Raw genomic sequence first — 16862 nt, forward strand, 5'->3', positions numbered from 1 at the left:
ACCTGTTTACCATAGAAGGCGTTGGTGGGTTTCTGATAAAACACAGCAGCCCGTCCTCGGACGGGCTGCTGGAGACGGAGGCTTTGCGCTGGCGGGACTAGCTGGTGCGACGCCGCCGCACCGAGTAACCCAACAGCCCTGCGATACCTGTGCCCAGAGCCAGCAATCCACCCGGCTCGGGTACGGGGACCAGGCTAATCGTGAGCAGATAGTCGATATCCTGCGGATGCGTGCCGTTGAACGGAATGCCGTCGTCGCCAAGGAACGTGGAACCGACATCGGGATAACCACTGACTGCCACTCGCCAGTTGCCGTTGCTGTTCACCAGGCCCGCAAGCACGTTGGGAGTGTACAGGTCATATGCAACCAGGCTCCCTGCGGGGTCGAACAGACCCAGTGCGCTTGCTCCACTGGGCGAATTGGGTAGCGTTACGAGGTTTACAGCCAAAAAGTCCCCGGTCAGCAAGGGAATCTGGAAGTAGTCCACATCACCTGGCTTCACCTTCCCCAGAATGCTCACCGAGCCAGTGGGATTGAATAGCCCGCGGGCAATCAGCTGAGCAGTGCCGAACGCATCATTGGGCTCGACCTCAGGTATGGGGGTTCCTGCGAGCACTGGCACTGTGAGTGCCACGCCTACTGCTATCAGAACAGCCTTTATCTTACGCATACTCCATCCTCCTTTCTAATCATACCCATTCTTACTATAGTGCAAGATTCGTGCCAAAACAAGGGGTAAGCCCGCCTTTTTTCGAAAAAGCCGTAAATAATACCTGATTTGTATCTTAATTTGCTAATCATCACTCACGGGCAAAGCGTTGAATGCAAACACGGATTGTCGTATCGTTTGCATGGCTTCTTTCACCAGCCACATCGCCAGCAGCAAAATCACGCCTGCGATACTCAGAAGCAGCCAGTTGCCCTGATTCCAGAAGTTCCACATGCTCCAGAGCAGTGCGCTGACGGTCACCACCAGCATGAATGCCATTGGTACAGCAGTATAGGCGGAGGCGCGTCCAAGTGCACGCAAGTAAAGCGATACCACCAGCAACGATAGCCCCGCCAGCAACTGATTGGATGTGCCGAACAGCTGCCAGAGAATAGAACCCAGCGGCTTCAGTTGACCGGTGACGGGGTCCGGCGAGCGCATCAGTGCAAACCCGCCGATGAAGCAAACAGCAACGGCGGTAGCCACCAGCGGACGTTGCAACACAGAAAGTCTCCACGCGCCGCCAAGCTCCTGAATGTTGTAGCGGATGAGGCGCGTGCCGCTGTCCAGCGTTGTTAGAGCGAAGCCCACCGCCACCGTGGCGATGAACACTTTTGCCAGGTCTAAAGGCAAGCCGCAGGACGAGATAATGACCCCTGCACCGTGAACGAAGTTGGACAGGGCGTGAGTACCTGCGGATTTCCAGTCGGCGTAGCGGCTGGACCATTCACCAAAGGAGCCAAAGCCCGCCGATACGCTCACCAGTGCCAGCGTCGCCAGCAAGCCTTCGGTGAGCATACCCCCGTAAGCCACAGGCTGTACGTGGCTCTCCTTCGACAGCTGCTTGGAAGTGGTACCTGAAGCTACCAGTGCGTGAAAACCGGATACCGCTCCGCAGGCTACGGTGATAAACAGCATGGGAAACAGCGGTTGTAGCCCCTGTGCCGAAGCATTGACCGCAGGCGCGACCATCTGCGGACTACCCGCCACCGTTCCCACGAACAGCAGCACCATGCCCAGATAGAGCTGGAAAGAGTTCACGTAGTCCCGCGGTTGTAGCAAAAGCCATACAGGCAGGATGGAAGCCACGAAGGCATAAAGCATCAGCGCATACGTCCAACGTTGCGGATTCAGGCTGATGCCTGCCACACCGGTTACTGGGAGCCTCACACCTATCCAGATGAAAAGCAGGCTCAAGGCAACCGCCCCAACGGTCAGAGGAGCCAGCGGTAAGCGCACGCGGTAATGCAGAACACCGACCACCAGTGCAATCACAATGAGCATCGTGCTGGGCAGAACGGCTTGAGGAACGTGTCCTCCTTCTGCCGCACCTGCGCCCGGTGCAAACAGGGTCGAGATATTGACGACAAACACTCCCATTGCCAGCGAGAGGGCGAAAATGGCGAACAGCAAAAACAACGTGCGGGCACGATGCCCCATGACATCGGCGGTAACATCGGCGATGGAACGCGCCCGGTTTCGTATGGAGGCGACCAGACAACCAGCATCATGCACTGCGCCGATGAAGATGCTTCCTATCACAATCCAGATGAGCGCAGGGAGCCATCCCCAAACCACAGCAATAGCCGGTCCCAGAAGAGGCCCCAGCCCGGCGATAGAAGCGAAATGGTGTCCGAACAGCACCGGCGCAGGCGCGGGCACGTAGTCCACATCGTCTCTCAGCGTGTGGGCTGGGGTAGGGGAAGCGTCGTCAACTCCAAAAACCCGTTTGACCAGGAAAGTACCGTACCATCGATACGCGACGAGCAACACAACCGCCACGAAGGCTATTACCCAAACCGCCGGCAATACGAGTTCTCCCCCCTTCTACAAATATTTCACAAAGCGATTGCTGTCGTCCACGAGGATGATGCGTGGAGTGATGGGCTCGTCGGCAAGGGCGAACGCGGCGATAATCACTTTGTGCCCTGCCGACACTTTGAGCGCAGCAGCACCGTTGACGCAAATGACCCCGCTACCCGGCTCTCCGGCGATAGCGTAAGTTTCGAACCGCTCGCCATTGGTCAGATCCCACACGTGTACGAGCTCGCCCGGCAGAAGGTCTACTCGCTCCATCAGGTCGGAGTCGATGGTAATACTGCCGATATAGTCCACGTTTGCTTCGGTGATGGTAGCACGGTGGATTTTGCTTTTCAGCATCTGCCGAAGCACCATGCGCTAATGTCCTCCTGTGACCCCCGGAGCCGGCCTCGTGCGGGCTTTGGGCTGTTTACCCACCTCAACCGGTGCTGTAACGGGTTCCTGTTGCTCCTGCTGCAGCTCGACGAACCGACGTCGCATAGCTATTCCTCCGCCGAGCATCATCAGTATCGTGCCGAGCCACACGAGGTTGATGAGCGGTTTCATCTTGACCTCCACCGGCACGAGCACATGGTCGGGCATGGTGGTCTGCCCAGGCATCCCCGCGAAGCGCAGGACAACCATGCGTTCGTTGGCGTTAATCTCGTCGGGATACAGCACGACCTGTCCGCCACCGGGAAGATTGACAGGCTTGGAACCCTTGCCCAACACCGCCTCGGGCACCAGCTCCGTCTTCTTTCCCTTATATTCTACATCAAGCACTGCGCCGATGCTCATGTCGGCGTCGCCCATCGCGCCCTTTACCTGAAAGCTCTTGAAGTGGATGGTGTAATCACCCATCTTCTTGGTCTCGCCTCGACGGATAGGCAGGCTTTTACCGCGGTCTTCCACTCGTTCGATGACCCCTGCCCCGTCACTTCCGATAGCGATGTAAAGGTCGTACAGGGGGTGCTTATGGACATATGGCTCCGCCACGCGGCGCGGCTGCATGGGGTTGTGGGTGTCGAAATAGTATACAGGGCGCGCTTCGAAGCTCTTGCCTCCCTTCAAATGTTCGAACTTCAAGCGCACGGCGTTATCCTTGCCCATCTCCTCATCGGGATGGGTCATGCCCGCGTAGCTCACTTTGTAGCCGAACATCTGAGCGGTGATGCCGTTGGTGATGACAGCCTGTCCCTTCTGCTCGTAAAACGCGCTGGCAGCAGATCCCACAAGCACCAGCCCCACACCCACATGGGTCAGGTAGCCCCCGATGCTCATCGGGCTTTGCTTTGCCAGACGCCAGACCAGTATCGCATTGGACAGGATGGTGAAAGTCGCCAGCAGCATCAGGAAGAACACTCCGAGTGCCACAGGCAACCGCATAAAGTACGACAGGAAGGCGACTACCAACCCGATCACCAGCGTGGCGTACCAGGGTGCCGAAATGCGCTCCAGAAACGCATCGGTGTTATCGACCTTTCGCCAGCTCAGGAACGGCACCAGCCCCAGCAGTAACAGCATCAGGTAGGCAAACGGTGCATTGGCGATGTGGTAGTATCGGATTTCCACAGCGCTACTCTGTTTCGCAATGAGCAACGAAATGATGGGCATCGACGCACCGATCAGCGTTAGCCCCGCAATGAGCACGAGCGAAATGATGCCCAGCGAGAACGCCATATCGCGCGACAGGAAGCCTTCCGCGGTCTGCTTTGCGGGAATGCTGCGCAGACGGACCAGCCACAGTCCAAGCCCGCCCACGGTGTAGGTGAGCAGCATGGCAACTACCAGCCCGAGTGCCCCCTTCGCCAGTGCGTCAAAGGCGTGCACCGACGATTCCGCAAGCGCGCCGCTGCGTGTCATGTAGGTTCCATAGAAGAACAGGGGCGCGCCGAGCAGAGCCATCAGCAGGTTAGAGCGGTGCAGCCCACCGCGATGACGCTGCAACATCAGCCCATGAATCAGCCCGGTAATCACAATCCAGGGCACCAATGCAGAGTTTTCCACCGGGTCCCATGCCCAGAAGCCGCCCCATCCGAGCGTCACATAAGCCCAGTAGCCGCCCAGTATCAACCCTGCGCCCAGAGTCACCCAGCACAGGATGACGAATGGCATGGCGATTTGCGCCCAGCCATCCCAGTCCTTACGCAGCAGTGCCGCCACGGCAATGGAGAAGGGGATGGCAAGCGCGGCAAAACCGATGAAGATAACCGGCGGATGTATGGCCATCCAGTAGTTCTGCAGAAGCGGATTCAGCCCCATGCCCTCGGGCGGCACCTCGCTGGGCGGGTACTGCAGAAATGGCGATTGTTTGGTCAGTATCGCCATCAGGAAGGCGAGGATACTGCTGTACACCGCCATCGTCAGCGGTTCATAGCGTTGCAGTCGGCGTATGAGAGGCAGTCCCAGCAGGGCTGTCCAGAACGCCCACAGCAGGAAGCTGCCCTCCTGCCCCGCCCAAGCCGAAGAGAGTTTGTAGTACCAGGGCAGGTCGCTGGAGCTGAAGTTGGCGACGTACACCACGCTGAAATCGCTGCGCATACAAAGCAGGATCAGGATGCCAAATGCTGTTACTGCACTGAAAACGGCAAGGGCATACGTCCGCCGTGCCCACACGAGCCATCCTTCCTGCCTGGCAGCGAGCGCAAACAGCACGGTTGCTGTCACCGCGCCCGCCGCGCCGAGATAGATAACAAGCCGTCCCCATTCCGCGGTGTTCATTGTGAGCTCTCCTGATATTCCTGCATCTCCTTGCCCTGATACTTCGATGGGCACTTGTACAGGATTTTTTCCGCGACGAACACGTCGCCCTTCATCTGCCCGATGGCTACCACCTCTGTGGCATCCTGGATGTTGCCTTGAGCCAGCTTGGGATGCACCACAGGCAGGAGGTCACCTTTGGCATCCTGTATGGTGAACCGAGTCTGCAGTCGGGTATGGTCTATCTGTACGGACCCCTGTACCAGCTGTCCTTTCACCTGCACCTTTCGGGTGCTTTCTCGCGCCTCGGCTACCGACACATAAGGCACTATGGTCTCCATCATCGCGCGCCCTGCCAAAAATAGACCCAGCGCGATGAAACCCATGGCGAAAAGGTAAGCCTTTTTCACCGATGTCCCTCCTCTTCGAACCGTTTTTCCAGTGCCCGCAGGCGCATGTCCAGCCAGAACAGGTAGCTGAATATACCTGCCCATACCACCAACGGGATAATCATGTATGTCAGTAGTGGGTTCATCGTATTTCTCCAGCCAGTTGGGATTCAGGTTGCGTCACGCGCTGGCTTTGCTGGCGCAGGCGAGCCTCCGCCAGTTCCACCCGCAGTCTCAGCCGAAACATCCATACGAAAATCGCCATCAGCCCCGCGAAGAAGCTCCACAGGGTAATGCGGTACTCCGTGTCCAGCCCCGAGCGAGAGAACAGCGTGTTTGTCGGGTGCAACGATTCCACGACGCGAGGCAAGATCCAGATGAGAAAGACCATTGCCGGGAAAGCCAGTAAGGCGTATGCTGCCGAGAGGCGTGCCCGTTTGCTCTTCTCTTCCACCGCGCCACGTAACACGAAATACGCCGCGTATACCAGCATCAGCATCACAATGGAGGTCTCGCGCGGATCCCAGTTCCACGCGCTGCCCCACTGTTCCATCGCGAACAGCGAGCCGGTTACCGTTGCCAGCACCGCGAAGAGCATCCCCAGCTCCGCCGCTGCGTTGGCTTGGCTATCGGTCAGCGGGTCGCGCGAGCGCAGATATTTCCACGAGTACACCGCGTTGACGAGAAAGGCAACGAAGGTAAGGATAGCACAGGGCACATGGAAAACGACGATTCGTGCGGTTTCGGGACTGCGAAACCCCTCCGCGGGCGGCAACCAAAGGAACGCAGCAACCGTCACACCTGCAATCCAGATGCCTGTGAGTATCTGAATGGTTCTGTTCATCATCTACTCGCTCCAGATATGTTCAAATACCAGCACAGACGCGGGCACAATCACCAGCATAAATCCCGCCAGCACCTGCAGGTCGCCTGCTGCCACTCGCCACGCACTGTCGCTGAGCCACGCCGCCTTGGTGGCGTGGATAGCTACCAGCAAGGGCGGTAAGGCTACTGGAAACGCGAGAACGCCAAATAAGGCTCCACGCATCGTGGCTTTAGCCACTATCGCGCCCACCGCTGTCGTGGCACATGCCAGCGCAGTGCTTCCCAACGCAACGACCACCACCAGAAGGCTCACATTCCGTAACGGCGCTTCTAACAGCAGGAGATACAGCGGCACCGTTATCGCACACAACGTCCACATCAGTACCGTGTTGAATGCCAGCTTGCCCGCAAAGACTCCAGCCGGGGACACCGCTAACCTCAGGGCGTCTGCCGTACGAGTCTCCTCTTCCACGACGAACACACGCGACAGACCCGCCACCGCCGCGAAGAAGATAACCACCCACAGCAGAGCCGCTTTGACCTCGGCGGGCACACCCGATGGCGGTGCCAGCGCGAAGCCAGACGCCACGACCGATGTGACCGCAAACAGCACCACCGCACCCAGGGCCACTCGTGTGCGCAGCTCCAGCAGCCAGTCCTTTGCAAAGACTGCTACCGCTTCATTTGCCCAGCTGGATGAGCGGTTCACCGTAGCCCAGCTCTCGGGTGTCGTTGGTAGCGATAACCACGATGCCATGTTCCGCGTGCTCTTTGACCGTTTGATAGATGAACCTGGCGCCTGCTTCGTCCAGATTGCTGCCCGGCTCGTCCAGCAACAGCAGGGGCGGACGGTGCAGCAACGCGGTAATCACCTTCAGACGCTGCACCATGCCGGTGGAGAAGGTGGCAACCGGGTCATGCGCCCGTGAGCGCAGCTGCACCCTCTCCAGCCACTCCAGCAGGTCGCTGTCCCGTAACGACAGTCCGCGCGCCCGCGCGAAAAACCGCAGGTTCTCCAGCGCGGTAAGAGGGCGATAGAGCGCCATGTCTGGAGCAACCACGCCAACTGCTTGCCTCTGCTGACGTGCTGTCAGCCGTTCTCCATTGTAAAGGTACAGCACCTCGCCTTCGGTGGGCGTCAGTAGCCCCGCAATGATGCGAAGCAGGGTGCTCTTACCGCTGCCGTTTGGTCCCGATATAATCCATGCTCCGGGGGCGGTCATAGTCGCCGATATGTCGCGCAGTACCGTGCGCTCGTCGAAAACCTTGCCCACCCGTCGAAGCACAATCTGCCATTTCATCACTTCTTCAAGCAAAGTATACCCGAAATGTAGCCACAGAAAAAAGTCGATACTCTACCGAGCGATGTCTACCTTTGCCGGCGTAGCGAACGCCTCGTACAGTGCGTTCAACCTTTCTGCAGGTATTGCTCCCCTGGCGAAGATGGTGCGGTAGCGAAACGTTATCTGTCCACCTGCAGGCACGGTGATACTGCCGTCCACGTTTGGATTGTTCTGGAAGTCGTGCCAGCCGAACGGATTGGCGGCGAACAGTCCATAATCGCGCACGTGCCAGCAGGTGGGATGGTGCGGGTTGCCCGGGTGGTCAAACACCGAGATGCTGTATATCTCGCCTCCGATGTCGCCGCTGTAGGTGCACCAGACGGCACGTGTGCCCCATGCCTCCTTGTCGCGCTTGCCTTCCGCAGTGAGTATCGCTCCCTTGCCACGACGCAGTTCCATGCTGGTGGGGATGCGGATACCGAATGTGCCCTCCTTGGTGTCGCCGAAGCGTACCGGCTGGTCGCCTGCGCGAATGGTTACGGTGAGGTCGATGATGCGCAGGTCGTCCATGTCGTACACGCACACCTCGCGCGTATCGGTGCAGAGTACCTGTCCCTGTGGGCTACGCCACTCGTTGCGTGTGGTGATGAACGTGCCCACGCGCCCACCGGAGATGTCTGCGAACTCGCGGTGTACAATGCGTCCCTTGCCTTCGCCCTCTCCCCAGAAGTCCACGCCGTTCACGTCGCCGTGCGTGAACCAGAAAGATTTCTGGTGCGGGTGGTCGGTGGATTCGCCCTCGCGCTGTTCCATCGGGTAGGCGCGAGTCATGGGCACACCGGTTGGTGGATGGATGGGATAGAGGTAGGGTTTGGCAGCACCGGAGAACACGTATCGGGTTACCAGCTTGCCCTCACGAGTGATTTCAAGGGCATTCTCTTTCAGCCGGGCTTGCCAGAGCGTGGGGCAGGAAGGGGTTTTCGCTTCCACCACGTAATCGCGCTTACCTCCCGGATGTATCCACACCAGCTGGCGCACGCCTTTTTCCGCGAGCCGAACGTCACAGGGCACTTCCGTGCGCTGGGGCAGCAGGAGCAGGCGTACCTCGTTCGTTCTCACCGCGGAAGGCAGGCTCGCGATGACAAGAGTGGGGGCGTTTCCCTTTGTTTGCACACTCAGGCGCATTTCGGTGCCCGCCCCCCACACAGCGGTAGTGGCGATACAGAACAACACCCAACCAGCGAACACTGCGAGACGCATGGCATCTCCTCCATCATGCAGGATTAGAACTCCATGGTGTAGCCCGCGCTGAAGAACAACTGGTTGCGCAGGATGCCAGCTTGCAAGCGCAGATACTCATCGTGGCTGTAGCGCAAGCCGCCGTTAACGTTGTCCCCATCGTACTCCAGAATAACGCGCCACTTTCCGTTGATCACACCCTCTGCACCGCCGATAATCTTCTCGCGGAACAAGCCCGTACCGTAACCGGCATGTAAGATGAGTTGCGATACGGTGTCTTCCACCTCCACCGGAACCTTTGCGCGGGTGGTCACCATGATGTAGCCTGTTCGCTCCACCGACTTGGCGATATCTATCACTCCCACGCCGATTTTCAAATTCTCAAAGCCGGTGGGAATGAACTGCACTTTGCCGCTGGCAATGGAGCGGTTGTCTGCATCATCGCGGTCCAGATAGGCAACGCCTATCTCCACGAAGTTCGCGATGCCTGCGTTTACTGCCACCGTGCTCAGGTCGCGTCCAAAGTGCGTACCTATTTGAAACTTTCGGGCGGTCAACACATCGGCGGTTGGCACGCTGAACAAGCCCGTGGGACCAAAGATGGTGCTGCTGCGCGAGGGCAGGATGGTGCTTTGCGCCAGAACGGGCAGCGCACACACCGCGCAGATGGCAATGGCAAACACCTTCTTCATGGTAGATTATCCTCCTCACAAAATGTGATTGGGTCTGTAATATCTTCGTCACGGGATCTTTTATCCCCTTCTGCCCTTGCCGTTTCGCCCCGGCAGGGGTATCATAATACCCAGAATGGACAAAGGAAACGGGCAACGCGCGAATTCGGCAGGGTCTGTGCAACCGCTGCAGAGGCGAGCGGGGTTACTCAAGCGCATGAGCGGCTTCGCCGGGCGGATGGCTCTGTTGGGGTTGCACTACATGGGGAAGCGTACGCCTCTACCTGTGCTGTACAGGATAGGTGAGCGGCTGGGGCGACTGGCGTATCGGCTGTCGCGGCGGTATCGTATGGTCGCCGATCGCAACCTGCAGATGGCGTATGGCGAGTCTTTGTCCGATGGGGAGCGGCGTCGGTTAGTGGAACAGGTGTTTATCCATTTCGCCAAGTCGCTGATGGAGTTTCTGGTGGGGGACGGTTTGTCGCCAGACGATTTGCGCCGCATGGTGACCCTGCTGGGCGAAGAGCATTTGCGGTGGTGTGTGCAGCAGGGTAAAGGCACGCTCATTATCACCGCTCACTACGGCAACTGGGAAATCGCCGCGCGGTACCTCACCCAGTGTAAAGGTTATGTGCTGAACGTGGTTGCGCGTGACGCCGACGATTCGGCAACCGCCGTGCTGGTCAATCGCATCCGCGAGCAGGGCGGATACCGTGTGTTCCCCAGAGGACAGGCGGTGCGCGCGGTCCTGCAGGCGTTGAAACGCAACGAGCTGGTTGCACTGCTTCCCGACCAGAACGCGGGCGACGTGTTTGTACCGTTTTTCGGCAGGCTGGCAGGCACTGTGGCGGGACCTGCCTTGCTTGCGTTGCGCAGTGGCGCGCCGATTCTGCCAGTGTTTTGCACCCGCCAGCCGGATAATACCTATCTGTTTGAGATGCTACCGCCTTTTGTGGTTCAGCCTTCTGGTGATAAGGAACGCGATGTAACCGACACGATGGCACACATTACCGCGCTTATCGAGCAACAGGTGCGAAAATACCCATCGCAATGGCTGTGGCTGCACAATCGCTGGAAAACACGCCCACCGGAGGAGGTACATGCAACGAGCACGGCAAGTTGATTTGCACAGTATCGAGCGGGTAGCGATTGTGAAGCTGAGCTCCATCGGCGATGTGGTGCACGCTTTGCCTGTGTCTGCAGCCCTCAAGCGCAGTTTCCCCCATTTGCAAATCAGCTGGATTGTGGAGGAGCGCTGCGCCGAGATGGTGACGGGAAACCCTTATTTACATGAGGTCATCGCCATCCCCGGGAAAGCATGGCGGCATGGGGCGTGGCATCACCGCGTGTGGCAGGAGATGCAGCGGATAGTGGGCGTGTTGCGCTCCCGGCACTTCCAGCTGACGATAGACCTGCAGGGCTTGCTGAAGAGCGCGGTGGTGGCGTGGCTCACGGGGGCACCGGTTCGTATCGGCTACCACTGGCAACGCGAGGGGGCATGGCTGTTCAACCGCGTGGTGCCGAAAGAGCCCACCAGCAAACACGCGGTGCAGGAGTATCTGGACGTGGCGCGCTATCTGGGCGCAGAAACGGAGCGGGTGGAGTTTCCGCTGTTTATTCCGACGGAGGCGGAGGAAAGGGTTTGCCATCTCCTGAAGGAAGCGGGCATCTCTCCGCCAGAAGGTTTCATCTCCATCAACCCGTCGGCAGGTCAGCCGTTCAAACGCTGGCGCACCGAGCGATGGGCAGACCTTATCACCGAGATAGACCGTCACTATCGTTTGCCGGTGGTGCTGGTGGGGAGCAAAGCGGACCGCCCGCTGGCGGAGGACATTCATTCTCGAACCTCCGTATCCTTTGCCGATATGGTGGGCAGGACAAACCTGAAAGAGCTCGCTGCCATCTTGCGCAGGAGCATCGTACATCTCTGCGGAGATACCGGCTCCGCGCACATCTCTGTCGCACTGGGTAAACCGGTCATCGGGTTGTATGGTCCCACTAACCATGTGCGCACCGCGCCCTATGGGCAAGAGCACCGGCTAATCACCCACAAGCACGAGTGTCCGGTGTGCAATGGTCACAGGCCTCGCCGTGAACACTCCGACTGTATGGACATGATAACGGTTTCGGAAGTGATGCGAATGGTGGAACGCACTCTGCTGGAGGTAACGACCCATGTCTGATGTCCGACGCATTTTGATGGTCACCAAGTCCCGCTATCTGGGTGATACCATTGTGGCGGTTCCTGCGATGCGCGCTCTGGCAGCACGCTATCCGCAGGCGCACATCGCGCTGTTGTCGAATCCGGCGGCGGGAGAGCTGCTGCGCGGCTGTCCGTATGTGCATGAGTATCTGGCGCGTCCGGTTGCGGCGCGTCGCCGGGTGGACATCGAGATGTGGCGCGTACTGCGCCGGAAGGGGTACGACCTGGCGGTGCTGTTCAACCGTTCGCTTAGCAGCGCGGTGCTGGCATTTATGGCAAGGATCCCCCAGCGAGTGGGCTTCGAAACCGAAGGCAGAGGCTTCCTGCTGACACGGCGAGTGCCCTACGAGCCTCCCAAACACGAGATTCTGCACCTGCTGGACGTGGCGGAGGCGTGCGGCGCGCCAGCTCAGGGTACGCACCTGGAACTGTGGGTAACCCCAGAGGAACGCGAGGCTATACGTGAGCGGCTGACGAAGGAAGGGATAGACCTTAGCGTACCGATACTATTGGTACAACCCGGAGCAAACGATGCATACGTCAAACGCTGGCGTACCGAAGGGTTCATCTGGGTGGCACAGCAGCTGCAGAGGGAGTACGGTTTTCAGGTTATCCTGCTGGGGGCGAATAACGAGCAGGATGTGGCGGAGCAGGTAGCGGCGTCGTTCAAAGACGGCGCATTGAACATGGTGGGGCGTACCAGCCTGCGCGAGGCGCTGGCACTGCTGGCAGAGGTAGACCTGCTTATCGGTAACGACACGGGCATGATGCATGCGGCGGTGGCTTTGGGCACGCCAACGGTGGCGATATTCGCACCGCACAAGTTCCAGCGGTGGGCGCACAACCACGACTGCCACCGTGCGCTAGCCGTGCCCTTGCCGGAAGGGGTACGCCCAACGCAGGAACTGATACATCAGCACCTGTACGCCGTGAAAGAAGAAGATGTGCTACAGGCGGCGCACGAGGTGCTGGGTGTGAAACCGCCGCGCACCAGACGTGAATAATGAAGGAAAAGGCAGGCATCGAGCACTAACCGGTCATGCCCAGCGCTAGCGGCGCAGCTCACTGTTGTCACCCTGAGCGTTAGCGAAGGGTCTCCGGGATTCTTCGCTTCGCTCAGAATGACATGTAGGATGACAAGTTAAACACTGACATTGACACAGGAGGTACACATATTGAACGTGTCTATCAAATTCGGCACCGATGGCTGGCGTGCCGTTATGGCGCGCGAGTTTACCTTTGACAATGTGGCTGTGGTGGCGCAAGCCATCGCCAACTATGTCAAGTCGCGCAACGGCTGGGAACGCGGCGTGGTCATCGGCTACGATGCCCGCTTACTGTCCGACCTGTTCGCCGACCTGATTGCGGACGTGCTCACCGCCAATGGCATTCCGGCACTGGTCACCGACCGCGACACGCCCACGCCAGTTACCGTGTACACCATCAGGGCTAAGGGGCTTGCGGGTGCGGTGATGCTGACCGCCTCACACAATCCGCCCCAGTATAACGGTATCAAGTTTATCCCGGAGACATGCCATCCTGCCTTGCCGGAAACGACCGACGCCATCGAGGAGCAAATCGCCTACTGTCTCCAGAACCCCACGTCCGTGAAACGCGACGGGAAACCCTCGCTGAAGCAGACAGTAGACCCGCGCCCCGACTACTTCGCGCACCTGCATCAACTGCTGGACACCCGCGCGCTGGCAGGGTTGAAGGTGGTCTACGACCCGCTGTATGCGACCGGGCGAGGATATGTCGACGGCTTCCTGCGCGAGGTGGGTGCTCAGGTGGAAACTATTAAAGGCGAGCGGAATCCCGCTTTCGGCGGCTCGCTGCCCGACCCGAACCCTCAAAACCTGCAGTTGCTCGGCGAGCGTGTACGGGCAACCGGGGCGCATCTGGGGTTGTCCACCGACGGTGATGCTGACCGCTTCGGCGTGGTGGACGCGGACGGCGAGATGATTACCGCCAATCAGGTGATTGTATTGACGCTATGGTATCTGCTGCACAAATTAAAGCCGGGCGAGGGGCACGTGGTGCGTACCGTAGCCACCACACACCAGATCGACGCCCTGGCTCGCAGCTACGGCAGTATCACCGTGCACGAGACGCCTGTCGGCTTCAAGTGGGTGGGCAGCACGATGGCGCGGACGGGCGCGCTGGTGGGCGGTGAGGAGAGCGGGGGACTGAGCGTCATCGGGCACATCCCCGAGAAGGACGGTATCCTCGCCGACCTGCTGATGGCGGAGATGGTGGCGAAGGAAGGCGTAACACTCAAGCAGGCACTGGCGCAGCTGGCGCAGCAGACGGGAGAGTACCGCACGCAGCGCATCGACCTGCATGTGGATGAAGCGCGCAAGGGGGAACTGATGCGTCGTTTTCGCGAAGAGCCTCCTGCCAGCCTGAATGGACTGCACGTGGTCAGTACGAACTCGATAGACGGCGTGAAACTGCTGCTGGAGGATGATGCATGGGTGTTAGTGCGCCCATCGGGTACCGAGCCGTTGATACGGTGCTACATCGAGGCGCACGATGAAGAGGTTCTGAACGGGCTGAAAGCGGCGATGCAAAAGCTGGTGGGGTAGAGGTGCGGGTGACACGAACGGCGCCCATGCCGTGCAAACCGTCTGTCTTCGCCCGATACTGGGGGCGCCGACGCTGTACTACTCCAGCTCGGTTGTGGGCAGACTCTGGCGCAAAAATCGGTGCAGCTCCTCCTTCCGCGGATACGCCACGTCAAACGCACTGATTCGTTGCCAGAGAAACCGCGTTTCCGCCTCCCACCCGAGCCGGGCGGTGGCAATACACAGCAGATGTAAGTAAGGCAAAAACCACTCGACGCGAGACCTCTCGAGCCGGCACATGAAATTCCGACGCCGCCTGTGTTTGTGCAACCCAAAGGTAGCCGTCAGAAGCATCTGACTGACGAACACCTGATCTTGACCTTGTGCAAGCCATAATGACCGCCAAACCGTAGAGAGAGGCGGACGACGCCTCTCCATCAGATACTCTGACCACCGAATGAACATGTGCAGGGCGTGCGCCTTAGAACCTTTTTCAGGATGTGGTAAGGGCGAGCCATCAAACCATTTGGCGATAACAACCAGGTCGGTCAACGGTTCTCGTGCTAACGAGTCGGTTGCCGCTTCGGCGAACATTCCTAACCCCAGCATATACCACACCGCCACGCGCAGAGCGGCGTCGGGGACCACATTTTGCGTTCGCAACGCATTCCACCACCTGCCCAGCCACTCCCGAGCCCTTTCGACCATTCCTGACTGCCAGAACAAAAGACAGATAGCAGGTAGTTCGGACAGGTGCCGTGTTTTTTCCCCACTGAATAACAGGTAGGGGGCGATGGAAGGATGGTCTCGGATCTGTGGAGGTGCGTTCGCAACAAGATACTGATAGCGTACGTAAGCGCGCCGCCATTCAGGAAAGGGTGTCGAGTACAACACGCTTCTCAAACTAATCTTAAACGCGCTTTCCCACACATCCGTATCGGTTTCGTAAAGGCGAATGCCTCTCCAAACAAGCGTTTGTGCTTCGTCAACTTGCTCGTGATATGAGAGAAAGTCAGCGACATACAGCAGTGTTTCTTTGTCCTGAACGATGAGGTCCGCTACCCGACGCGCCAGTGAGCCAGCTGCATGTGCTGGCACACCGACAAATATCGTGGAGATCTCTCGGCAAGCTTGCTCTGGGGGCAGCCTGTTCAGCAAATCTGCTACCCGCTTTATCCATTCTGGCAACATCTGCTTTTGCCAACGCTCTTCACGGAATATGAAGGAAAAGAGATGCGCTTTCAGCTGCCAGCCGACACAGGTGTTTTGTAGATACTGCCGAACATTCACCGCTCATCTTCCAGTCGGTTTTCACCGAAACGATGCTTTTCTGCGCGAGGCTTCCGTAGGCTGATTGCTCATCAGCCAGATATCGAGACGGGGAGTTTGCCAGTTATAGGGTTTGCACACCAGGTCCGGATAGCCGTCGCCGTCCATGTCGGTCACGCGCCCTTCGTGCCAGTCGTGCCCCCGCAAGACCTCTACCGGCGTAAATCCTCCGCTGCCGTTGTTCAAAAGCACCCAAGCGCGTGCCTGGGGGTTGTCGTCACCGGCAGTCCAGCGGCGCATCTCGGCGCAGAAGAGGTCGGGTCTCCCATCGCGGTTGAAATCGGCGACCTCTAGTGTGTGACCATGTATCACCTCTGTTTTCAGCAGGTCCTCGCCGTGCCAGTTTTCGGAGCGCCGCGGGTCCTCCTGAAAACGGTAAAGCATCAGCCTGCCGTTCGCGTCTCCGGGTACCATCACGACCTCCACGCGCCTGTCGCCGTCGAAATCCGCCGCCACAATCCTCGGATGGCTCTGGGCGGGGTCTATCAGCGCGTGTGTCCATCTGCCTTTCTCGTAGTCGAACCATCTTCCGCCGGCGAGAATCTCCTCACGTCCATCCCCGTCGATATCTGCCTTTGCCAGACCTTCGCCAGCGCCTTCAAAAACGACGTATCGCTGCCACTCTCCAGCACGGGGGTCTTTCGGTATGGGCGCCCAGAACAGCTTGCCCGCTCCCTGATTCCAGAAGACCAGCTCGAGCTTGCCGTCACCGTCGAAGTCGCCGAAAATCTGGTCGTGGTGCTGGTTTCCCAGTCCGCTTTTGATAAGGTGGCGTTTCCAGGGTTTATCGGGTGCGTAGTGCGGGTAAGGGTTTTCCCACCAGTAGACGGCGTCGTGGCGATAGTCTCCGCCTGCCACGATGTCTAAATCTCCATCGCCGTCGATATCTGCCAGGGCGCCTCCTGCCTCCAGCGGAATGGCGTCGGCTTCCACCAGATATACGCGCCATTTGCCCAGCGTTTCCTGCCGGTACCACACCAGTGCGGGTCGTGCGTTTCGACAGCCGATAAGGATATCCGCGCGTCCATCCCGATCGACGTCGCCCACCAGACAAAGCGTCTGCTGGTCGGAACCAGGCGGCACGGGCAGGTCGCCCTTCGCACTGGAGAGGTGCTTCCAGCGAAAAGTTGGTGAGATCATGGTTATCTCC

General features: G+C 58.9%; 17 protein-coding genes. 4 read left to right on the forward strand and 13 right to left on the reverse strand.

Annotated features, from left to right (window positions below):
* Positions 1-97 precede the first annotated feature (97 nt).
* The 11 genes from K6U75_01000 to K6U75_01050 form a co-directional block, all read right to left on the reverse strand.
* Positions 98-670, reverse strand: a complete 573-nt coding sequence (locus tag K6U75_01000; protein ID MCL6473619.1) for a PEP-CTERM sorting domain-containing protein — start codon at positions 668-670, stop codon at positions 98-100.
* A gap of 123 nt (positions 671-793) precedes the next feature.
* Positions 794-2518 (reverse strand): carbon starvation protein A, encoded by a 1725-nt coding sequence (locus K6U75_01005; protein MCL6473620.1) that lies wholly within the window; start codon positions 2516-2518, stop codon positions 794-796.
* A gap of 18 nt (positions 2519-2536) precedes the next feature.
* Positions 2537-2881: an aspartate 1-decarboxylase gene (locus tag K6U75_01010; protein MCL6473621.1), complete on the reverse strand. Its 345-nt coding sequence runs from the start codon at positions 2879-2881 to the stop codon at positions 2537-2539.
* A 6-nt stretch (positions 2882-2887) separates the two neighbouring features.
* The gene (gene ccsA / locus K6U75_01015) at positions 2888-5230 is read right to left on the reverse strand and encodes a cytochrome c biogenesis protein CcsA (protein ID MCL6473622.1); all 2343 of its coding nucleotides are present in this window, start codon (positions 5228-5230) and stop codon (positions 2888-2890) included.
* Positions 5227-5619, reverse strand: a complete 393-nt coding sequence (locus K6U75_01020; GenBank protein ID MCL6473623.1) for a cytochrome c maturation protein CcmE — start codon at positions 5617-5619, stop codon at positions 5227-5229. The genes ccsA and K6U75_01020 overlap by 4 nt, the downstream gene beginning before the upstream one ends.
* Positions 5616-5744 (reverse strand): CcmD family protein, encoded by a 129-nt coding sequence (locus K6U75_01025; GenBank protein MCL6473624.1) that lies wholly within the window; start codon positions 5742-5744, stop codon positions 5616-5618. Before K6U75_01025 ends, K6U75_01020 begins: the two co-directional genes overlap by 4 nt.
* Positions 5741-6442 carry a cytochrome c biogenesis protein gene (locus K6U75_01030; protein ID MCL6473625.1) on the reverse strand — a complete coding sequence of 234 codons (702 nt, stop codon included), beginning with the start codon at positions 6440-6442 and terminating at the stop codon, positions 5741-5743. The genes K6U75_01025 and K6U75_01030 overlap by 4 nt, the downstream gene beginning before the upstream one ends.
* Before the next feature lie 3 nt (positions 6443-6445).
* Positions 6446-7180: a heme exporter protein CcmB gene (locus K6U75_01035; protein MCL6473626.1), complete on the reverse strand. Its 735-nt coding sequence runs from the start codon at positions 7178-7180 to the stop codon at positions 6446-6448.
* Positions 7104-7724 carry an ABC transporter ATP-binding protein gene (locus K6U75_01040; protein MCL6473627.1) on the reverse strand — a complete coding sequence of 207 codons (621 nt, stop codon included), beginning with the start codon at positions 7722-7724 and terminating at the stop codon, positions 7104-7106. The genes K6U75_01035 and K6U75_01040 overlap by 77 nt, the downstream gene beginning before the upstream one ends.
* A gap of 54 nt (positions 7725-7778) precedes the next feature.
* Entirely contained in the window at positions 7779-8966 is a 1188-nt protein-coding gene (locus tag K6U75_01045) for a PmoA family protein (protein MCL6473628.1), read from the reverse strand.
* Between the two features lie 23 nt (positions 8967-8989).
* The gene (locus K6U75_01050) at positions 8990-9637 is read right to left on the reverse strand and encodes a hypothetical protein (protein ID MCL6473629.1); all 648 of its coding nucleotides are present in this window, start codon (positions 9635-9637) and stop codon (positions 8990-8992) included.
* 157 nt (positions 9638-9794) lie between these two features.
* Between K6U75_01050 and K6U75_01055 the strand changes: the two genes are divergently transcribed.
* The 4 genes from K6U75_01055 (at position 9795) to K6U75_01070 (ending at position 14404) form a co-directional block, all read left to right on the forward strand.
* Complete coding sequence (locus K6U75_01055) at positions 9795-10739, forward strand: lysophospholipid acyltransferase family protein (protein MCL6473630.1); 945 nt, start codon at positions 9795-9797, stop codon at positions 10737-10739.
* The gene (gene waaF / locus K6U75_01060) at positions 10717-11799 is read left to right on the forward strand and encodes a lipopolysaccharide heptosyltransferase II (protein ID MCL6473631.1); all 1083 of its coding nucleotides are present in this window, start codon (positions 10717-10719) and stop codon (positions 11797-11799) included. The genes K6U75_01055 and waaF (K6U75_01060) overlap by 23 nt, the downstream gene beginning before the upstream one ends.
* Positions 11792-12823 (forward strand): lipopolysaccharide heptosyltransferase II, encoded by a 1032-nt coding sequence (gene waaF / locus K6U75_01065; protein MCL6473632.1) that lies wholly within the window; start codon positions 11792-11794, stop codon positions 12821-12823. The genes waaF (K6U75_01060) and waaF (K6U75_01065) overlap by 8 nt, the downstream gene beginning before the upstream one ends.
* A 177-nt stretch (positions 12824-13000) precedes the next feature.
* Complete coding sequence (locus K6U75_01070) at positions 13001-14404, forward strand: phosphoglucomutase/phosphomannomutase family protein (protein ID MCL6473633.1); 1404 nt, start codon at positions 13001-13003, stop codon at positions 14402-14404.
* 78 nt (positions 14405-14482) lie between these two features.
* Here K6U75_01070 and K6U75_01075 read toward each other — a convergent pair whose 3' ends face one another.
* Positions 14483-15673 carry a hypothetical protein gene (locus K6U75_01075; protein ID MCL6473634.1) on the reverse strand — a complete coding sequence of 397 codons (1191 nt, stop codon included), beginning with the start codon at positions 15671-15673 and terminating at the stop codon, positions 14483-14485.
* A 21-nt stretch (positions 15674-15694) separates the two neighbouring features.
* Positions 15695-16852, reverse strand: a complete 1158-nt coding sequence (locus K6U75_01080; protein ID MCL6473635.1) for a VCBS repeat-containing protein — start codon at positions 16850-16852, stop codon at positions 15695-15697.
* Positions 16853-16862: the final 10 nt, after the last annotated feature.

The sequence above is a fragment of the Bacillota bacterium genome (assembly GCA_023511455.1).
Lineage (GTDB): Bacteria > Armatimonadota > HRBIN16 > HRBIN16 > HRBIN16 > HRBIN16.

What these genes read in the sequence shown, in the direction of transcription:
- K6U75_01000 (MCL6473619.1), bottom strand. Translation starts at nt 670, where the DNA reads ATGCGTAAGATAAAGGCTGTTCTGATAGCAGTAGGCGTGGCACTCACA.
- ccsA (MCL6473622.1), bottom strand. Translation starts at nt 5,230, where the DNA reads ATGAACACCGCGGAATGGGGACGGCTTGTTATCTATCTCGGCGCGGCG.
- K6U75_01025 (MCL6473624.1), bottom strand. Translation starts at nt 5,744, where the DNA reads ATGAACCCACTACTGACATACATGATTATCCCGTTGGTGGTATGGGCA.
- K6U75_01030 (MCL6473625.1), bottom strand. Translation starts at nt 6,442, where the DNA reads ATGAACAGAACCATTCAGATACTCACAGGCATCTGGATTGCAGGTGTG.
- K6U75_01035 (MCL6473626.1), bottom strand. Translation starts at nt 7,180, where the DNA reads ATGGCATCGTGGTTATCGCTACCAACGACACCCGAGAGCTGGGCTACG.
- K6U75_01040 (MCL6473627.1), bottom strand. Translation starts at nt 7,724, where the DNA reads ATGAAATGGCAGATTGTGCTTCGACGGGTGGGCAAGGTTTTCGACGAG.
- K6U75_01045 (MCL6473628.1), bottom strand. Translation starts at nt 8,966, where the DNA reads ATGCGTCTCGCAGTGTTCGCTGGTTGGGTGTTGTTCTGTATCGCCACT.
- K6U75_01050 (MCL6473629.1), bottom strand. Translation starts at nt 9,637, where the DNA reads ATGAAGAAGGTGTTTGCCATTGCCATCTGCGCGGTGTGTGCGCTGCCC.
- waaF (MCL6473631.1), top strand. Translation starts at nt 10,717, where the DNA reads ATGCAACGAGCACGGCAAGTTGATTTGCACAGTATCGAGCGGGTAGCG.
- waaF (MCL6473632.1), top strand. Translation starts at nt 11,792, where the DNA reads ATGTCTGATGTCCGACGCATTTTGATGGTCACCAAGTCCCGCTATCTG.
- K6U75_01080 (MCL6473635.1), bottom strand. Translation starts at nt 16,852, where the DNA reads ATGATCTCACCAACTTTTCGCTGGAAGCACCTCTCCAGTGCGAAGGGC.